This is a genomic window from Oceaniradius stylonematis (genome assembly GCF_003149475.2).
GTDB lineage: Bacteria > Pseudomonadota > Alphaproteobacteria > Rhizobiales > Rhizobiaceae > Roseitalea > Roseitalea stylonematis.
On sequence record NZ_QFWV02000004.1, the window covers coordinates 115,807 to 130,955 of the forward strand.

Below are 15,149 nucleotides of genomic sequence, written 5' to 3' on the forward strand. Positions count from 1 at the left end.
CTGCGGGCGCGCGATCACACTCCGTCAGGCGCAACCGGCCCTGAACCGGGCAAGCTCGCCGGAGGGCAGCGCTGATGCTCGGAAAGACGGCAGGCGGCATATTCTGGATGTTCCGCTATCTGGAGCGGTCCGAAAACACCGCGCGGCTGGTCGATGCCGGTTTCCGCATTGCGCTGACCCGGTCGGCGACGGCCGAAAAGGAATGGGAATCGGTGGTCGCAACGGCGGGCGTGCGCGATGCCTACATCGAGCGGCACGGCCAGTTCGAGGCCTCCGCCGTCATCGATTTCCTGCTCCGCGACCGCACCAACTCCTCAAGCGTCCTTTCCGTCATCGCCGAGGCGCGCGACAATGGCCGGATGGTGCGCACGGCGCTCACCCGCGAGGTCTGGGAAGCGGTCAACGAATGCTGGATGACGCTCAACGAGACGTTGTCGCGGCCGGTGCGCGACCGCGACCTGCCGTCCGTGCTCGCCGCCATCCGCCAGCAGAGCGCGCTGGTGCGCGGCGCGCTGCACGGCACGATGCTGCGCAACGAGATTTTCGACTTCGCGCGGCTGGGCACCTTTCTCGAGCGGGCCGACAACACCGCCCGCATCCTCGACGTCAAATATTACGTGCTGCTGCCGTCCCTGTCGCTGGTCGGATCGACCATCGACAATGTGCAGTGGGAGACGATCCTGCGCTCGGTTTCGGCCTACCAGTCCTACCGGTGGGTGACGCGCGGCGATCCCAATCCGCGCGACATCGCCCACTTCCTCATTCTCGACCGGCGGCTGCCGCGAAGCCTCGCCTTCTGCTATGCCAAGATCAACGACAATCTGGGCTATCTGGAAACCGACCATGGCCATCGTCCGCATTCGCACACGATGGCCGACTCCTGCTTCCATCGCTTCCGGAACCGCTCGATCGACGAAGTCCTCGATGAGGGCCTGCACGAGTTCCTCAGCGGGTTCATCGCCGACAATCAGGCGCTCGGCGCGCAGATCGAACGCGATTACCGGTTTCATGAGTAAGCCATGCTGCTGACAATCTCACACACCACCCGCTACCAGTATGACCGGCCCGCCCGGCATGCCCTGCAGCAGGTGCGGCTGACGCCGAAGTCGCGCGCCGGCCAGTCGGTTCAGCAGTGGCAGACCGACATCACCGGCGGCAGCAAGCAGCTGTCCTATGACGACCAGCACAACAACCATGTCGAACTGATCAGTTTCGACCCGGACGCGACCGAAGTGGTGATCCATTCGCACGGCACCGTGGAATCGACCAACGGCACGGGCATTGTCGGACCGCAGGGCGGGTTTGCGCCGCTGTGGTACTTCCGGCGGCAGACGGCGCTGACCAGGCCGGGCCCGGGCCTGCGCAAATTGATGCGCGATCTGGCGCAAGCGGGCGCGAGCGACGACGTGGCGAACATGCATGCGCTGATGAACGCCATCGAGGCGGCGGTGCGCTACGAGACCGGCGCCACGCATGCCGAAACCACCGCCGAAGAGGCGCTCGAAGCCGGCCATGGCGTGTGCCAGGATCATGCCCACATCTTCATCACGCTGGCGCGGATGCTCGGCTATCCGGCGCGCTATGTCTCGGGCTATCTGATGATGAACGACCGCGTCGAACAGGACGCGACCCACGCCTGGGCCGAGGCGCATATTGCCGGCCTTGGCTGGGTCGGCTTCGACGTCTCCAATGCGATTTCGCCGGACGAGCGCTACGTGCGGGTGGCGACGGGGCTCGACTATCGCGAGGCGGCGCCGATTTCGGGACTTCTTGTGGGCGCGGGAACCGAAGAGATGGCTGTCACGTTGCAGGTGCAGCAATGATCGCTGCGGCGGCAAGCGATTCGGAGAACCCCACATGACCTACTGCGTTGGCTTGACCCTGAACAAGGGGCTGGTCTTCATGTCCGACACGCGCACCAATGCGGGCGTCGACAACATCTCCGTCTTCAAGAAGATGTTCAACTGGCAGACGAAGGGCGACCGCGCCATCGTGATGATGACCGCCGGCAATCTCGCCACCACCCAAGCTGTCGTCAGCCTGCTGGACGAACGCTCCAAGGCGCCCGGCGACCGGCAGCCCACCATCCTTGAAGCGCCGTCCATGTTCCAGGTGGCGCGGATGGTCGCCGATACCTTGCGCGAAGTGGTGCAGAGCCATGCGCCTGCCGGCCAGAGCGCCGATGCGGCCTTCAACGCGACCATCATACTGGGCGGCCAGATCAAGGGATCCGACCCTCGCCTGTTCCTGATCTATCCGGAAGGCAATTTCGTCGAGGCGAGCGGCGACACGCCCTTCTTCCAGATCGGCGAGACCAAGTACGGCAAGCCGATCCTGGTGCGCGCCTACGATCCGGACATGAGCTTCGAGGATGCGGTCAAGCTGCTGCTGGTCTCGTTCGATTCCACCATCAAGGCGAACCTGTCGGTCGGCCTGCCGCTCGACTTCCAGATCTATGAGCGCGACGGTTTCGAACTGGGCGCCTGGGGGCGCATCGAACAGGGCGATGCCTATTACGCGACGATCTCCGAGGGCTGGAGCGAGGCGCTGCGCAGCGCCTTCCATTCGTTGCCGAACTTTTCGTTCGACGGTCGCTGAACTGGTCGCCAACCGGCGAAACCCGTTCACCATTCGGTAACGGTTTGGCTTGTCTTGCGTCCGCCGTTGCGATTAACTCCGCCCACGTGGCCCGGCCCCCCGGATTGATGGGCGCCGCCGGGCGGACGGAGTTCAACAGGGAGTTTACTCAGTCATGAAAAAAACGCTTCTCGCCGCAGCCAGCGTGCTGGCCCTGACGGCGGCCGCACAGGCCGAAGACGTCAAGATGGGCATCATTCTTGGCTTTACCGGTCCGATCGAATCGCTGACGCCCGACATGGCCGCCGGCGCGGAAATGGCCATCAGCGAGGCCAACGAATCCGGCCAGTTCCTGGGCGGCATGACGATCGAGCCCGTGCGCGCCGATTCCACCTGCGTGGACGCCGCCGCCGCCACCGCCGCGGCCGAGCGTCTGATCACCTCCGACGGCGTCGTCTCGATCATGGGTGCCGACTGCTCGGGCGTGACCACCGCTGTCGCCAACAACGCAGCCATCCCCAACGGTGTGGTGATGATCTCGCCGTCGGCCACCTCGCCGGCGCTGACCACCATCGAGGACAACGGCCTGTTCTTCCGCACCGCGCCGTCCGATGCGCGCCAGGGCGAAGTGCTCGCCGAAGTCGTGATGGGCAATGGCGTCGAATCGATCGCCATCACCTACACCAACAACGACTATGGCAAGGGTCTTGCGGATTCCTTCCAGTCGGCGTTCGAGGCGATGGGCGGAACGGTGACCATCACCGCGGCCCATGAAGACGGGCGCGGCGACTATTCGGCCGAAGTGGGCGCGCTGGCATCCGCCGGCGGCGACGCGCTTGCCGTGCTCGGCTATGTCGACCAGGGCGGCCGCGGCATCATGGAAGGCGCCATCGACACCGGCGCGTTCGAGACCTTCTATCTGGGCGACGGCATGATCGGCGATTCGCTGCTCGACCTGCCGGGGCTTGGCGACGTCACCACGATCGGCACCGCGCCGGGCGCCGAGGGCGATTTCGTCGACACGTTCAACGCCATGTTCGCCGAAGCCGTCGGCGACGGCTCGGGCCCGTACCGCGGCGAGAGCTATGACGCGGCCGCGCTGATGATCCTCGCCATGCAGAAGGCGGGCGAAGCCGACCGCGGCGCGATCGCCGGCAACATCATGGATCTGGCCAACGCGCCGGGCGAACCGATCGGCCCGGGCGAACTGGGCAAGGCGCTCGAGATGGTCGCCGCGGGCACCGACATCGACTATGTCGGGGCCACCAATGTCGAGTTCACCGATGTGGGCGAAGCCGCAGGCACCTACCGTGTGCTGCAGGTGACCGACGGCGCCTGGGAGACCCTCGAGGTCAAGTGACGCCAAGCGCCAGCGCCAACGGGCGCATCGAACGGAAAACCCCGGCCGGCGGCCGGGGTTTTTCTTTGCCTTCGGATGCTCCGCGGCCCGTCAGGACGGCTCACGGCGGATGAAGCTGTTGTAGACATATCCCTGCTGGCCCTCAAAGACCGCCGCGCACCAGTGCTCGCAGCCCTCTTCGGCGGCAAAGGCCGCATTGCCGGGAATGATCGCAAGGATGGCCGCGTCATTGTCGGGGCCCGCGCGCAGATTGACATGTTCACGCGCCCAGGCCGGCGGCAGATCAGCCGATGGAACCGGCTGGGCGGCGGCGGTTTCGGCCCGAGGCTGTGAAGCGCCCGCCGCCGGCTCGATCGCTTCCGTTCCGGTTTCCGGCGGCAGAACGAAGTTGGGGTCGCCTTGTGCGGCCAGCCGCTCTTCGATGGCGAGCACCTCGGCTTCGGTCGCCGCCACTTCGACGGGGCCGGACGGGGTCCCGGCGGGCAACGGCGCGCGGACGGGCGCCGCGCCGCCGGCAAAGGCGGCAAGGCCCGGATCGGGCCGGCCGGCGTCCGATGCGGGCGCGGCAATGCGCGGTGCGGTCTGCAATGTGCCGGCTGTGCCGCCGAACCGTGCGGCCAGCGGCGCATCGACGGCGGGCGCCGACGGCGTTTCAACCGAAGCGGTGCCCGTTTCGGCGATGCGGTCATCGGTCTGGATCGCCGTCTCGGTTGCGGCCGGTCGGGCAGGACGTTCGGCGGGGGCCGGCAAGGCCTCGGCAACGGGGACGGTCGCGGCATGCATGGTGCCGAGGTCGGGCTGGCGCGCAAGGCCCGCCGCGATGAGCATGGCGCCGGCGGCAAGACCGAGCCCGGCCAAACCGGTATAGAGCGCCGGCGGCGGCGGTGCCCAACTCTCGGTCACGACTGCGGCGCGGGCGCGATTGACGCGTGGCGGGTGGCCGCTCCAGTGGATCTTCGTTTGACGCATAATCTTACTCCCATAGCCCGGCGAGCAGATGCTGGCGGCCAAATCGCGCGAAAGTTCGGCGCCGGGAGCATGCGCCGATCACGTTTCGTGTCAGTCAGACGCCAATGGGCAGCCGCGCCGGTCGTGCGGCGCAGCCGGAATGCGCGGGGCGGCGAGACCGCGCCTGTCTATTTCGACCAGCGGGCAAGCGAAACGCAGACCGCGACCGTGGTTCTGCCCGACGGACGCCGTGCAGCGGTCACGTTCGATGATCCGGCCAAGGCCGCGATGGTCGCCGATCGGCGCCAGTCGGTCGAATAGCGGCCGCGGCGCGATCCCCCATAGGCGGCCGAAGACGACCTCCCCCGGCTCCCTTTCGAGGCAAGCGCGACGCGGACCATGCCGGCCGAACGAACCGCCGCCCGCTGAACGGAAAAGATTCCATCGGGCCATCAAACGCTCTATCAGGCGGGCATGAAGCCGTTTCTCGTTCTGCAGCTGCGCCCGGAAACCGACGCCTCGGACGGCGAGTATGAGGCGCTGCTCGACAAGGGCGGGCTGGAGCGGAGCGAAACGCACCGCATCCGCCTCGACCGCGATCCGATTCCGGCCGATCTCAGTCTGGACGATTATGCCGGCGTCATCGTCGGCGGCGGGCCGGGCTGCGTCAGCGATCCCGAGGACACCAAGTCCGACATGGACAAGCGGATCGAGGATGCGATCTTCGGGCTGATGCCGGAGATCACCGACCGGGACATACCCTATATGGGCTGCTGCTATGGCATCGGCATCCTCGCCGCGCATCTGGGCGCGCCCGTCGGCAAGGACCGTTATTCCGAGCCGATCAGCGCAGTCCAATGCCACGTCACCGAGCAGGGGCGGGCCGACGCGCTGCTCGCCGGGTTGCCGGACGATTTCCTCGCCTTTGTCGGCCACAAGGAGGCGGTGCAGGCGCTGCCCGAGGGCTGCGCCCATCTTCTGGCGTCGGAGACCTGCCCGTTCCAGATGATCCGCCACAAGGACAATGTCTATGCGACGCAATTCCACCCCGAGGCCGATGGCGCGGTCTTCGAGCAGCGCATCCGCATCTACAAGGATCACGGCTATTTCGACCCGGCCGATGCCGACCGGCTGATCGCGGACTGCCACGCACAGAGCGTCACGATGCCCGAACGGATCCTCAGGCGGTTCGTCGAACGCTACCGCTGAACTTGTTCACGCCGGCACGGGACGCTTGCGGGCATCGGCGAGGATCAGCCCGTAAATGCTCACCGCGACGATGGTGAAGGCGACGACCTGGTAGGCGGCCACCGGCTCGCCCAGAAAGGCGATGGCGAGCACCATGGTGAGCGCAGGCCAGGGCACGGTGATCGAACTGGCGAGCGACACGTCGATCGTCCGCACGGCGTGGAACCAGAGGATCAGTTCGACATAGTAGACAAGGCCCATGACAAGCGCGAAGGCCTGGAACGGCAAATTGGCCAGATCGTCCAGCACGGTTCGCATGTCTGTCGTGGCCAGCACCACGATGCCGAGAAACACGCTGGAGACCAGAACGCGGATGAAGGTGATCTGCGCCGGCGTGATCGGCGTGCGTCCCAGCATCTCCTTGATGATCACATGGGCGACGCTCCACAGAAAAGGCACGGAGAGCGCGAACAGGAACCAGACCGAAAAGCCGTCGATCCGCCAGGTTCCGCCGGTTGCCAGATAGAACAGCGCGATGACGAGAAGACCGGTCAGGCCAAGCTCGAACACCGACTTGCGGCGGCCGAGGAACAGCGTCTCCCACAGGATCGCGAACAGCGGATAGGAGACGATGGCGATGGCCGCGCTGACCGCGCCGGCCTTTTCGACGGCCAGAACATAGGCATAGGTGGACAGGCCGAAAATGATGCCGGTCGAGACGAGGACCGTCAGGGTTCGCCGCCTTGTCGCCGGATCGACCGCGGCGTCGAAAATGCCCCTGTCCGGGGAAGCGATCCCGCGCAGCAGCAGCGGCAGCGAAAAGACCAGCTGCCAGACCGACAGGAAGAAGGCGAAGGACAGCGCGCCGAAACCGCCGGGCCGGCTGTTGGCGATGATCGGCATGACGCCCAGGATCACAAGGCAGATGCCGGCCAGCATGACGCCGGTCTTCGAACTGTTCGGTTGCGCGCGCACACCAGACCCCCAAAGCGTGACGAAGGATCCGACATCGCATCGGCGAGGCGCTGGCCTCAAGGCGAAACTTGTCTCCGTGACAATCGCGGCCTCAGGCGGCGAAATGGGCCTGCATCAGCTGTGCCGAACCTTTTCGGGCAGGATTCCCTTGGGCGAAAAGCGCAGGAAGAGGAGCAGCACGAAGCCCATCACGAAAAGCCGGAACGGCGCGGCGATGTCCTGCAGATGCTGGTAGAGCGGCGTCGACGGGTCCATGTCGCGGGTGATCTGTTCGATGATGAAGGCGCCGGCCGGTTCGGCCTGCACCCATGTGAACCAGATGACGAAGCCGCCCAGCACCGCGCCCAGATTGTTGCCCGAGCCGCCGACGATCACCATCACCCAGATCAGGAAGGTGAAGCGCAGCGGATTGTAGGTGCCCGGCGTGAACTGGCCGTCGAGCGTCGTCATCATCGCGCCGGCGATGCCGATGATCGCCGAGCCCAGGATGAAGACCTGCAAATGGCGCCGCGTGACATCCTTGCCCATCGCGGCGGCCGCTTCCTCATTGTCGCGGATGGCGCGCATCATGCGGCCCCAGGGCGAATTGAGCGCGCGCACGCACAGCGCCAGAAGGATCAGCAGCACGACGGTAAAGAGCCCGGCATAGGCGATCTTCACGAAGTGGCCCGAGCCCTCGACGATGAATTGCCGCAGCGCATCCTCGCGCGCCGCCGCGTCGGTGATCGCGGCCAGCTGGCCGGCATGGACCCGTTCAACCAGATCGGCGAACCAGGGCTGCTGCTGCAATTCGATCTCGTAGGGCACCGGACGCGGCAGGCCGGTGACGTTCTTGACGCCGCGCACCAGCCAGTCCTCGTTCTTGAGAACCGAGACAACGATTTCGGAGATGCCGAGCGTGGCGATGGCCAGATAGTCGGTCCTGAGACCCAGCGCGACCTTGCCGATGATCCAGGCAACGCCCGCGGCGACCACCCCGCCGGCGACCCAGGACAGGGTGATCGGCAGGCCGAGCCCGCCGATGAAGCCGGTGCGGGCGGGGTCGACCGCCTCCACCGCGCCGACCGCGGCGCCGAAGACGGGGCGCAGGGCGATATAGCCGGCGACGACCGTCACGAAGATCAGGAAGGACCGGAAACGCCCGCGCGTCGCCGAGGCGATGAAGGTGACCGTGGCGATGATCGCAACGACGATCAGGAACGACAGGGCCAGCCCGCGTCCTCCGGCGCCGAGCGCCTCCATGACGGGCGGGTGGGAGATGACGACGGCGGTGGCGCCGCCCAGCGCGGTAAAGCCCATCACGCCGGCATTGAACAGGCCGGCATAGCCCCATTGCAGGTTCAGCCCCATCGCCATGATCGCCGAGACCAGGCTCATGTTGAGGATGGTCAGCGCGACGGCGGGCGACTGGAACACGCCGGTGGCGATGAGGGCCAGACCCATGGCGGCAAAGGCCAGCGGCGCGCGCCAGGGCGACGCCTTGCGCTCGACGATCGCGTGGACCGGCTTGTCGGTATCGGCGGATGCGGCCTGTTCGGCGGTATCGACGGTCGTGTCGGTCATTTGATCACCGCCCCCCTGAAGATGCCGGTCGGCCGGATCAGCAAGACGACCACCAGAATGATGAACGAGACGGCGAATTTGTAGTCCGTGCCCAGAAACTGCAGCAGCCCCTCCGGCGCCCAGTTTTCAGGCACCAGATAGGTGACGAAGCGCTTGTAGGCATAGGTCATCATCACCTCGGAAAAGGCGACGATATAGCCGCCCACGACCGCGCCGATCGGCTGGCCGATGCCGCCCAGGATTGCCGCGGCGAAGATCGGCAGCAGGAGCTGGAAATAGGTGAACGGCTTGAAGCTCTTGTCCAGCCCGTAGAGCGCGCCGGCGATGGTGGCGAGCGCGGCGGCGATGATCCAGGTGATCAGCACGACGCGGTCGGGATTGATGCCCGACAGCAGCGCCAGATCCTCATTGTCCGAATAGGCGCGCATCGCCTTGCCTGTTCGCGAACGGCGCAAAAAGATGAAAAGCGCGGTCACCGTTACGATGGCGACGATGACGGTCAGCGCCTGGGTCGTCTGGATCGCCAGCCCCTCGTCGAGGCCGGTCATCTCGCGGAACTCGCGCGCCCGGATGATGAAGCGCTCGCCGTCGGTGAAGCGGCGATCATCGGTTCCCATGATGAAGCGGACGATGGCCGACAGCATGAACATGACGCCGACCGAGGCGATGACGAGGACCACCGGCGCGGCGCGGCGCTTGCGGTAAAAGCCGAAAACCGAGCGGTCGATCAGGATCGCGGCGACGGCGGTGACGAGGATCGCCGGCACCAGCGCGATCAGGGCGGTCGGGACCGGTCCGGCGGTGATGCCCTGCGCCTGCAGCCCCCACGTTATCAGGATGACCATCGTCGTGCCGAACGCCATCAGGTCGCCATGGGCGAAGTTGGCAAAGCGCAGAATGCCGAAGACCAGCGTCACGCCGAGCGCGCCGAGCGCGAGCTGGCTGCCATAGGCGAGCGCCGGCACGAACACGAAGTTGGTCATCAGGACCAGGGCATTGAGAATGTCGGTCGCGTCCGGCATGTCAGCCCCCCAGGAAGGATTTGCGCACTTCGGGATCGGCGAGCAGTTCCTCGCCCGTGCCCTCGCGCCAGTTGACGCCGCCGACCAGAACATAGCCGCGGTCCGCGATCTCCAGCGCCTGGCGTGCATTCTGCTCCACCATCAGCACCGCAAGGCCGGTGTCGCGCACCTCGATGATCCGGTCGAACAGTTCGCCCATGACGATCGGCGAGACGCCGGCGGTCGGCTCGTCCAGCATCAAGACGGACGGCCGCGTCATCAGCGCGCGCCCGACGGCGACCTGCTGGCGCTGGCCGCCCGACAGTTCGCCCGCGTTCTGGCGCCGCTTTTCCTTCAGGATCGGGAACAGGTCATAGACCTGGGCCATGGTCTGCCGGATGTCGTCGCGGCGCAGATAGGCGCCCATTTCGAGGTTTTCCTCGACGCTCATGCCGGTGAAGACATTGCTGGTCTGCGGCACGAAGGCGATGCCCTCGCCGACCCGTGCCTGCGGCGTCAGCGCGGTGATGTCCTTGTCGCCCAGCCGCACATGGCCCTTGCGGATCGTCAGCATGCCGAGCATCGCCTTCATGGCGGTCGACTTACCGGCGCCATTGGGTCCGACGATCACGGCGATCTCTCCCTTGTCTACACCGATCGTGCAGTCCTTGATGATGTCGGCGCCGCCATAGCCGCCCGTCATGCCCTGTCCGGTCAGATACATCAGGCGCCTTCCCCGGCCTGTTCGGCGTGTTTCCTGCGCGGCGCGTTCTTCAGGCCGCGACCGAGATAGGCCTCGATCACCTGTTCGTTGTTGCGCACCTCGTCTGCGGTTCCGCGCGCCAGAACCGAACCCTCGGCCATCACGATCACCGGGTCGCAGAGCCGGCCGATGAAATCCATGTCATGCTCGATCATGCAGAACGTGTAGCCGCGCTCGCGGTTGAGCCGGACGATGGCATCGCCGATCTCGTTCAAAAGCGTGCGGTTGACGCCGGCGCCGACCTCGTCGAGCAGCACGACCTTGGCATCGACCATCATGGTACGGCCCAGTTCGACCAGCTTTTTCTGGCCGCCCGAGAGATTGCCCGCCAGTTCCTGTGTCAGATGGGTCAGGTTGAGGAAGTCGATCACCTCCATCGCCCGCTCGCGGATCGCCTTTTCCTGCTGGCGCACCTCGCCATAGGAGAACCAGGCGCTCAGCAGGCTTTCGCCGGCCTGGTCGCCGGGCACCATCATCAGGTTCTCGAGCACGGTGAGCGTCGAGAATTCATGGGCGATCTGGAAGGTGCGAAGCAGACCCTTGGCGAACAGTTCGTGCGGCGGCAGGCCGGTCACATCCTCGCCGTCGAGCCGGATCGTGCCGCTTGTGGGCGCAATGTTGCCGGCGATGATGTTGAACAGCGTCGTCTTGCCGGCGCCGTTCGGACCGATCAGCCCGGTGATCGACCCCTTGGCGATGTTCAGCGAGGCATCCTGCACCGCGTGCACGCCGCCGAACTGCTTGGAAACGGATTCAACTGTGATCATGCGGCGCTGCGTCAAGCCCTATTGTGCCAATTGTCCTCATTTGCGGACAATTCGCGCGCTTGTGCAATGGCTGAATGGGTGCGTCAAGCGGTTCCGGACACCGCGATCGTCAGCTTTCCGGACCGGTCCGGGCCGCCAGCGCCTCTTCGGCGGCGATCGCGCGCGCGTAGGCGGGCCGCGCCAGAACGCGCTCGAAATAGGCGGCGACCGGTTCGCTGCCGATCGGAAACTTGGCATACATCGCCCAGCGTCCGCAGTGGCCCAGGATCACGTCGACACAGGTGAAGCGGTCGCCCATCGCATAGTCGTTGTCGCCGAGGCGCCGGTGCAAGGTCTTGAGTTCACGCGCAAATTCCGCCGCGAGCCATGGGCCGACATCGAGCCTCATCTCCTTTGGAAGAAGCACGCGATGCTTGATCTTGGTCCACATCACGGCCTCGAACTCGGCCAGCGCGAAGAACAGCCAGCTTTCCATCTGCGCCCGTTCGCGCGCGTCGCGCGGCCCGAAACCGGCATCGCCATGCTTGTCGGCGAGATAGAGGCAGATCGCGGCGCTGTCGGTCAGGACGAAACCGTCGTCCACAAGCACAGGGCCCTTGTTGGACGGCGACAGGCCGACAAGGTCTCGCGTGCCGAGCCGGGCATGGACCAGTTCATAGGGCTCGCCGAGCTCTTCGAGCATCCAGGTCACCCGTGTCATGCGCGAGATCGGCGAACCGTGGACGCGGTAGCTCATCGGCCGAGCTCCACGGCGCGATCGCGCGCGGCTGTGACCGCCTCCCCGATCAGCGCGGCCAGCCCGCCCGGACGCATCAGAACGTCGAGCGCGGCCGCCGTGGTGCCGTTGGGACTGGTGACCTGTTCGCGCAGCGTGCCCGGATCGTCGGCGCTTTCGCGCGCATAGGCGGCGGCGCCGAAGACCGTCTGCATCGCCAGCCGGCCGGCGATCTCGTCCGGCAGCCCGACGGCGCGGCCGGCCTCGCTGAGCGCCTCGATCAGGTGAAACACATAGGCCGGACCCGACCCCGAAACGGCGGTGACCGCATCCATCAGCGCCTCGTCAGCGATCTCGGTCACCTCGCCGCTCGCCGCCATCAATTGCCGCACGGCCGCCAGTTGCCGGTCGGTGACGGACGGGTTGGCGCACATCACCATCGCGCCGTGGCCGACCGCGGCGGGCGTGTTGGGCATGACGCGCACGACCGGCGCGCCGGGGGCGAGCGCATGTTCGAGCCGGTCGATCCGCACGCCGGCGGCGACCGAGACGAAAATGGTGTCGCGGCCGGGCTGGGCGTAGCGGCCGTAATCGGCAAGCACGTCGCCGATCACCTGCGGCTTGACCGCGACGATGACGATGGCCGGCGCAAGCGCGGCGGGCAGCGAGGCGGCGGTGGAATGCACATTGACGCCCTGGTCCTCGGCGCGCAGCCGCAGCGTGTCGAGCGGTTCCACCACATGGACATTGCCCGGCGGCAGCGTTCCGGTCCCGATCCAGCCGCGCAGCATGGCAAAGCCCATATTGCCGCATCCGACCAGAACGACGCTCATGTCCCTTGCAAGCACCCGGCATTCTCCCCTGTCGGTTCCGGCGCGCAAACCTGCAATGGCCCGCCGCCCATGGCAAGCCTTCAGAGCGGGATCGGGGCCCGATCAGGCGCGCAGCGGCAGCCGGGCGCTCAGGCGCAGGCCGGCCAGCGCGATCACCATGGTCAGCCAGATCGGATCGGCGCGGCGGAAGAAGAAGCTTTCGAGCGCGGAGACCAGAACGGCGAAGACGATGATCATGAAGAACAGGTCGGCCAGCGCACCGTCGCGCGACTGTGCTCCGGCGCGCACATAGTCCGCCGCCGGTGCCAGAACGGTGAGCCAGACGGTGAGGAGCAGACCCGGCACACCGAGAAACAGCAGGATGTCGATGAAACCGTTGTGGCCGTGGACGATGCCGCGCGGGTCCCATGACCGGTCGAAGGGCTGTTCCGTCGATCGCAGAAAATCGTTGCCCCAGAAACCGTCCAGGCCGAACCCGGTCCAGGGCCTGGCGAAAAGATAGTCGCCGGCGAAATCCCAGATCGCGGTGCGGCCGGTGAAGGTCGTTGTCTCGTGAAAGCTGCGCAGGACCGCGTCGAAGGCCGGAACGAACACCGAGCCCACGGTCAGCGCATGAGCGGCAGCGATAGACGCGATCGCCGCGATGGCGCCGATCAAGCGCAGGCCGAAAAGCCCGGGCAACAGGACCAGCGCCATGGTGACCGGCGCCACCGCCAGCGCGGTCTTGGAGCCGGCATTGTAGGCAAAGAAGAAGGCAAGCACCGCGATCAGGCCGCCCGACAGCCATTGCCGGCGGCGCATCAGGAAGATGCCGCCGAAGCCGACCATGACCATGACCGGACCGGCGATGTTCTTGTGGGTGAAGACGCCGCGCCAGAGCCCGGCATGCTGGGCCTCGAGGTCGGCCGCCTGATGCATGGCGGCGCCCGGATCGAGCACGAGACCGGCGTAGCAAAGGGCAAGAAGCGCGAGCGAGACGGTCTTGAGCACGGTTTCGAAATCGCCGCGCGTTGCCGGCAGCAGCGGCAGGGCCGAGGCCATGCCGAGCGCGATCAGCGTAAAGGCGACCGAGCGCCATGCGCCCGCCACGTCCGTGGTGAAGGCGGATGCAGCGACGATGGCGGCCATGATCAGCCAGGGCACCGAGACAAAGCGCGCCAGAACGCGCCGGTCGACGAATGACAGGATGGCCGCCAGCGTCAGCGCGGCCATCGCCGAATAGCCGAGCTGGTTGATCAGCCGTCCCTGGTCGAAAAGGCTCGCTTCGTTGCGTCCGAACAGTCTGCCGGCGGCGAACGGGTCGAGCGAGATCCAGATCAGCGCGAGGACGGCCGTCGCCAGGACAAGCCGCAGCGCGCCCGCGGTGACGCGGACGGGGCCGTGAAGGCCGTCAGTCCGTGGGGTTGCGATACTGCTCATTGGCATGGCCGAACTCGGATTGTATCCGGCCCAGCGCGATGTGCACCGGATAGAGCGCGTTGAGCACCGACCGGTTGCGCGCATAGCTCAGCGCGGCGCGCAGCGGCGACGCGCCGGCCAGCGCCAGGCTGTGGGCGATCGTCTTCGACCAGCCCAGCGGCTTGGACGCGTTCCGGCGATGGGCGATGCGTGCAGACAGCTGGCCGTTGCGCAGCGATCGCTTCTGGATCCAGTCCCATGTGACGCGGCTTTCGGGGATGGTCTCGTAGACCGGCGCTTCCTGGCACCAGCCGGTCTGGAAACCGGCGTCGCGCGCGCGGCGCAGAAAGTCCGCGTCGCCGCCGCCGGTGAAGTTGAACTGCAGGTCCATGAAGGGCTGGGGCTGGGTCCGCAGCACGTCGTTGCGGATCAGGAGATTGCCCGAGGAGAAGATGATCTTGACCGGGCCGGTCTCGCCATAGTGCGGCGTGAAGACCGGATGGGTCTTCCACTTCTCCTCCGGATTGCCCTCGAAGACCGGCCATTGCGGGCCGCCGACCAGCGCGCAATCATACCGTTCGGATGTGGCGCACAGATTTTCGATCCAGTGCGGATCGGCGATCTCGTCATCGTCGATCACGCAGACATATTTGAGGTTGGGAAACTGTGTGAAGGCGGTGAACCAGCCGGCATTGTAGGCATGGCAATTGCCGCGGTCGTGGGCGACGATCAAGAGCCCCTGATAGGTGCCGTCCTCGAATTTCGGCGCCGCGACCGTCGCGCCCTCGCGCTTTTCGGCCTCGTTTTCCATGACGACGACCGCAAAGCGCCGTCCGGTCTCCTGCGCGGCGATGCTGTCGAGCGTGCGGATCAGATGTTCGGGGCGCCGGAAGGTCGGTATGGTGACCGCCACTTCGACGGCGTCCATGTCGAGGCCGGGGGAACGGGCGACATGCGAGATGTTGTTGGTAAGACTCTGGTTCATCGACCCGTCTGCTCCTTTGACCGACCCGCCCGCTTTGCCCTGCATAGATCACGAAAGGCGTTAAGGATGGGTTTCA

16 protein-coding genes are annotated in these 15,149 nt (G+C 66.3%); 6 read left to right on the forward strand and 10 right to left on the reverse strand.

What is annotated here, in order from left to right:
- Positions 1-74 precede the first annotated feature (74 nt).
- The 4 genes from DEM25_RS04185 (at position 75) to DEM25_RS04200 (ending at position 3,937) form a co-directional block, all read left to right on the forward strand.
- Positions 75-1,016 carry an alpha-E domain-containing protein gene (locus tag DEM25_RS04185; protein WP_109767774.1) on the forward strand — a complete coding sequence of 314 codons (942 nt, stop codon included), beginning with the start codon at positions 75-77 and terminating at the stop codon, positions 1,014-1,016.
- Between the two features lie 3 nt (positions 1,017-1,019).
- Positions 1,020-1,823 carry a transglutaminase family protein gene (locus DEM25_RS04190; protein WP_109767773.1) on the forward strand — a complete coding sequence of 268 codons (804 nt, stop codon included), beginning with the start codon at positions 1,020-1,022 and terminating at the stop codon, positions 1,821-1,823.
- Between the two features lie 34 nt (positions 1,824-1,857).
- Positions 1,858-2,598 carry a proteasome-type protease gene (locus DEM25_RS04195; protein ID WP_109767772.1) on the forward strand — a complete coding sequence of 247 codons (741 nt, stop codon included), beginning with the start codon at positions 1,858-1,860 and terminating at the stop codon, positions 2,596-2,598.
- Between the two features lie 154 nt (positions 2,599-2,752).
- Complete coding sequence (locus DEM25_RS04200; protein ID WP_109767771.1) at positions 2,753-3,937, forward strand: ABC transporter substrate-binding protein; 1,185 nt, start codon at positions 2,753-2,755, stop codon at positions 3,935-3,937.
- A 90-nt stretch (positions 3,938-4,027) separates the two neighbouring features.
- Here DEM25_RS04200 and DEM25_RS04205 read toward each other — a convergent pair whose 3' ends face one another.
- On the reverse strand, positions 4,028-4,906 hold the full coding sequence (locus tag DEM25_RS04205) for a hypothetical protein (protein ID WP_109767770.1): 879 nt from the start codon (positions 4,904-4,906) through the stop codon (positions 4,028-4,030).
- Positions 4,907-4,993: 87 nt separating this feature from the next.
- Between DEM25_RS04205 and DEM25_RS17565 the strand changes: the two genes are divergently transcribed.
- Both DEM25_RS17565 and DEM25_RS04210 read left to right on the forward strand, forming a co-directional pair.
- On the forward strand, positions 4,994-5,206 hold the full coding sequence (locus DEM25_RS17565) for a hypothetical protein (RefSeq protein WP_147393268.1): 213 nt from the start codon (positions 4,994-4,996) through the stop codon (positions 5,204-5,206).
- Positions 5,207-5,359: 153 nt separating this feature from the next.
- Complete coding sequence (locus tag DEM25_RS04210; protein WP_109767768.1) at positions 5,360-6,094, forward strand: glutamine amidotransferase; 735 nt, start codon at positions 5,360-5,362, stop codon at positions 6,092-6,094.
- Between the two features lie 6 nt (positions 6,095-6,100).
- Here DEM25_RS04210 and DEM25_RS04215 read toward each other — a convergent pair whose 3' ends face one another.
- The 9 genes from DEM25_RS04215 to DEM25_RS04255 form a co-directional block, all read right to left on the reverse strand.
- Entirely contained in the window at positions 6,101-7,048 is a 948-nt protein-coding gene (locus DEM25_RS04215) for a DMT family transporter (protein WP_196780267.1), read from the reverse strand.
- Positions 7,049-7,162: 114 nt separating this feature from the next.
- Positions 7,163-8,611, reverse strand: coding sequence for a branched-chain amino acid ABC transporter permease (locus DEM25_RS04220; RefSeq protein WP_196780268.1), 1,449 nt, complete (start codon positions 8,609-8,611; stop codon positions 7,163-7,165).
- On the reverse strand, positions 8,608-9,633 hold the full coding sequence (locus DEM25_RS04225) for a branched-chain amino acid ABC transporter permease (RefSeq protein ID WP_109767767.1): 1,026 nt from the start codon (positions 9,631-9,633) through the stop codon (positions 8,608-8,610). Before DEM25_RS04225 ends, DEM25_RS04220 begins: the two co-directional genes overlap by 4 nt.
- A 1-nt stretch (position 9,634) precedes the next feature.
- Entirely contained in the window at positions 9,635-10,336 is a 702-nt protein-coding gene (locus DEM25_RS04230; protein WP_109767766.1) for an ABC transporter ATP-binding protein, read from the reverse strand.
- Entirely contained in the window at positions 10,336-11,142 is an 807-nt protein-coding gene (locus tag DEM25_RS04235) for an ABC transporter ATP-binding protein (protein WP_109767848.1), read from the reverse strand. Before DEM25_RS04235 ends, DEM25_RS04230 begins: the two co-directional genes overlap by 1 nt.
- Positions 11,143-11,251: 109 nt before the next feature.
- Complete coding sequence (locus DEM25_RS04240; protein ID WP_109767765.1) at positions 11,252-11,878, reverse strand: glutathione S-transferase family protein; 627 nt, start codon at positions 11,876-11,878, stop codon at positions 11,252-11,254.
- Entirely contained in the window at positions 11,875-12,690 is an 816-nt protein-coding gene (gene proC / locus DEM25_RS04245) for a pyrroline-5-carboxylate reductase (RefSeq protein ID WP_109767847.1), read from the reverse strand. The genes DEM25_RS04240 and proC overlap by 4 nt, the downstream gene beginning before the upstream one ends.
- A gap of 102 nt (positions 12,691-12,792) precedes the next feature.
- Positions 12,793-14,109, reverse strand: a complete 1,317-nt coding sequence (locus tag DEM25_RS04250; RefSeq protein WP_158585159.1) for an O-antigen ligase family protein — start codon at positions 14,107-14,109, stop codon at positions 12,793-12,795.
- The gene (locus DEM25_RS04255; protein ID WP_109767846.1) at positions 14,081-15,073 is read right to left on the reverse strand and encodes a glycosyltransferase family 2 protein; all 993 of its coding nucleotides are present in this window, start codon (positions 15,071-15,073) and stop codon (positions 14,081-14,083) included. The genes DEM25_RS04250 and DEM25_RS04255 overlap by 29 nt, the downstream gene beginning before the upstream one ends.
- Positions 15,074-15,149 lie beyond the last annotated feature (76 nt).

Coding starts and splice junctions, on each gene's coding strand:
- DEM25_RS04185 (WP_109767774.1), top strand. CDS start 75: ATGCTCGGAAAGACGGCAGGCGGCATATTCTGGATGTTCCGCTATCTG.
- DEM25_RS04190 (WP_109767773.1), top strand. CDS start 1,020: ATGCTGCTGACAATCTCACACACCACCCGCTACCAGTATGACCGGCCC.
- DEM25_RS04195 (WP_109767772.1), top strand. CDS start 1,858: ATGACCTACTGCGTTGGCTTGACCCTGAACAAGGGGCTGGTCTTCATG.
- DEM25_RS04200 (WP_109767771.1), top strand. CDS start 2,753: ATGAAAAAAACGCTTCTCGCCGCAGCCAGCGTGCTGGCCCTGACGGCG.
- DEM25_RS04205 (WP_109767770.1), bottom strand. CDS start 4,906: ATGCGTCAAACGAAGATCCACTGGAGCGGCCACCCGCCACGCGTCAAT.
- DEM25_RS04210 (WP_109767768.1), top strand. CDS start 5,360: ATGAAGCCGTTTCTCGTTCTGCAGCTGCGCCCGGAAACCGACGCCTCG.
- DEM25_RS04220 (WP_196780268.1), bottom strand. CDS start 8,611: ATGACCGACACGACCGTCGATACCGCCGAACAGGCCGCATCCGCCGAT.
- DEM25_RS04225 (WP_109767767.1), bottom strand. CDS start 9,633: ATGCCGGACGCGACCGACATTCTCAATGCCCTGGTCCTGATGACCAAC.
- DEM25_RS04230 (WP_109767766.1), bottom strand. CDS start 10,336: ATGTATCTGACCGGACAGGGCATGACGGGCGGCTATGGCGGCGCCGAC.
- DEM25_RS04235 (WP_109767848.1), bottom strand. CDS start 11,142: ATGATCACAGTTGAATCCGTTTCCAAGCAGTTCGGCGGCGTGCACGCG.
- DEM25_RS04240 (WP_109767765.1), bottom strand. CDS start 11,878: ATGAGCTACCGCGTCCACGGTTCGCCGATCTCGCGCATGACACGGGTG.
- proC (WP_109767847.1), bottom strand. CDS start 12,690: ATGAGCGTCGTTCTGGTCGGATGCGGCAATATGGGCTTTGCCATGCTG.
- DEM25_RS04250 (WP_158585159.1), bottom strand. CDS start 14,109: ATGAGCAGTATCGCAACCCCACGGACTGACGGCCTTCACGGCCCCGTC.
- DEM25_RS04255 (WP_109767846.1), bottom strand. CDS start 15,073: ATGAACCAGAGTCTTACCAACAACATCTCGCATGTCGCCCGTTCCCCC.